Raw genomic sequence first — 2,533 nt, 5'->3', positions numbered from 1 at the left:
CTTCCTGCTGGTGCGGATGGTGCCTCGGTCTTTTCCTCATTGTACAGAAAATCAATAATGGCTTGTTTCTGTGGCGCAGAAATGGCGGTGAAGCCCGGCATCATTCCCTTTCCTGTGGTGATGAGTCTGCCGATCTCTTTTCGGTTTAGGCGGGCCTTTATATTAACAAGCGAAGGATAACCGCTGGCTGGATTGCCCTTCAGCTGCGGACCGTGGCAGCCTATACAGGTATTGTTGTACAGCAAATGCCCGGCAGTTAAACCATCCTGAGTATTATTTTGCTTCCTGCTCAGGCTGAACAGCCAGGGCATCTCATTGGAGTTCACGTACATGATCCCATTTGGGTCTACCGCCGCACCGCCCCATTCTGCACCACCGTCAGCACCAGGAAGTAAAATGGTCGGCGCAGTTAAACTCAAAGGCTTGTAAACTCCTTTTTTTGCTTTGCGAAACATTTCCAGCAGCTCGTTCCTGTTTTCAGCCATTGTGCTAATGTCTTTTTCGGAAACAGTCTGCCTTGCAAACGGAGCCGGAATTCTTGGGATCGGTTGTGTGGGCCAGGTTTTTTCGCCCGGCACATCAGAAGCCGGAAATGGTTTCTCATCAATCGGAAATAGTGGCTTGCCGGTGGTTCGTTCAAAAAGAAAAACATAACCATGCTTAGTCACCTGCGCCACTGCATCTGTCATTTTTCCCATATGTTTCACCCGTACCAGATTGGGTGGAGCAGGCAGATCCCTGTCCCATACATCGTGGTGTACGATCTGATAGTGCCAGATGTATTTGCCGGTACGTGCATTTAGTGCGAGCAAGCAATTGGCATAAAGGTTTTTACCTTTTCTGTTGCCCCCGTAAAAATCAAAAGCTGCAGAACCTGTTGGTACAAAAAGGATTTCCCTTTTGCGGTCTATGGCCATACCCGACCAGTTGTTGGCGGCGCCCACTTCAGCTCGTCTTTTCACATCTGCAGGCCAGGTGCCGGCGCCCGGCTGTCCCGGATCGGGAATGGTTTTAAATACCCAGGCCAGTTTTCCTGTTTTCACATTAAAAGCCTGAATATAACCCATTGCGGCGCCATCCCCTTCGTCTAGCCTGAGCGGCATTACGAGGAGGTCTTCAAATAAAGTCCCAGGGGTGTTAGATATTACATACCTGTCCCTGGCGTTGGCCTCCAGGCCAGTTTTCAGGCTCACCATTCCATGATCTCCAAAAGACATTATAAGTTCTCCGGTTTCGGCGTTCAAAGCATAAAGGGAAGAATTATAGGCATATAATATTCGTTTATCCGAACCCTGCTGCCAGTAGGTTACCCCCCGGTTGGTATTGGACGTTTTTTCTCCCGGCTGTATATATTTCCATTTTTCTTTTCCCGTGGCAGCATCAAGTGCAAAGACCTGATTGGAAGCGGTCGCACCATACAGCACATTGTTGACAATGATCGGGTTGCACTGTACCTGTCCGGAGTCTCCGGATTTGTATTCCCATGCCTTTTCAAGCTTAGCAACATTGCCGGTATTGATCTGTGAAAGTGTAGAATAGTGATTGCGGTCCGGCCCGCCGAGATATTCCGACCATTGCTTTTCATCTGCAGGAGCTTCGATCTTTACAGTATAGCTATGCAAGATAAAAGCTGCCGAAATTCCGGCCAGGATCAGGTATTTATAATGAAGCCATTTTTTCATGAGATGCGGTCTGGTTGGGAACAAAGAAACATAATAGGCAGCTTAAATAGAGGCGATAAATTCGGCAATGCGCTTTTGCCTGGTCTCTTCTCTTTTTGCCATGACCAGCGCAAGCAGAACAGCCCTTTTATTTGATTTGCTCAATCTTTTAAAGTGGGCCAGTGCTTTGGGATGTTTATCCAGTTCGCGCTGCATATCATCGGGAATGATCAGTTCTTCCACCTCGTCCAGCATGTTCCAGGAGCCGTTCTTCTTTGCAATTTCGATAACCGCCAAACCCAGTTCAGTCATCAGACCCTGTTCAATAAGCCGTTCAATCTTTTCCTTGTTGATTTTGGACCACATGCTTTTCGGTTTGCGTTTGGTAAAACAAACCTTAAAGGCTTTGTCATCAACACTCATCCCTTTACTGTCAATCCAGCCAAAGCAAAGCGCCTCGTCGATGGCATCGGTATGGGACAATATTGGTCTTCCTGAATTTACCTTGTTATAGATCAGCCAAACAGAATTTTGGAAAGTGTGGTTCTTTTCCAGCCATGAACGCCATTCTGTACGGTTTTCAGGATGGACTGTTTGTATATGGTCTTCCATTATATTATTTGACAGCGTTAAAATGTTGAACAGATGCTTTTACGATCTGCAAGTTGTCCTCCATATTGTGCTCACATTCTACATGGGCAAAGCCAGAGAATTTTTGCCGTCTTAGTTCCTTTGCAACAGCCGGATAGTCAATCGACCCTGTTCCAAGGTCCACATCTGTTTCATGATCTGCTTTGTCGATGTCTTTGAGGTGAAGGCCGATAACATGACCGTCCAGCATTTTGAGGCATTTTACCGGATCAAGGCCACTT

At 47.0% G+C, this 2,533-nt stretch carries 3 protein-coding genes; all 3 read right to left on the bottom strand.

Going from position 1 to position 2,533, the window contains the following annotated elements:
* A partial coding sequence (locus tag VK541_RS12270) for a PQQ-binding-like beta-propeller repeat protein (protein ID WP_324370451.1) occupies window positions 1-1,682 on the bottom strand: 1,682 nt, incomplete at its 3' end.
* A 42-nt stretch (window positions 1,683-1,724) separates the two neighbouring features.
* Window positions 1,725-2,273: a YdeI/OmpD-associated family protein gene (locus VK541_RS12265; RefSeq protein WP_324370449.1), complete on the bottom strand. Its 549-nt coding sequence runs from the start codon at window positions 2,271-2,273 to the stop codon at window positions 1,725-1,727.
* A 4-nt stretch (window positions 2,274-2,277) separates the two neighbouring features.
* On the bottom strand, window positions 2,278-2,533 hold a 256-nt coding region (locus tag VK541_RS12260; protein ID WP_414692619.1), incomplete at its 5' end, for a sugar phosphate isomerase/epimerase family protein.

This window comes from Pedobacter sp. (genome assembly GCF_035317785.1).
Taxonomy (GTDB): Bacteria; Bacteroidota; Bacteroidia; order Sphingobacteriales; family Sphingobacteriaceae; genus Pedobacter.
This window is presented reverse-complemented; position numbering and strand designations above follow the sequence as displayed.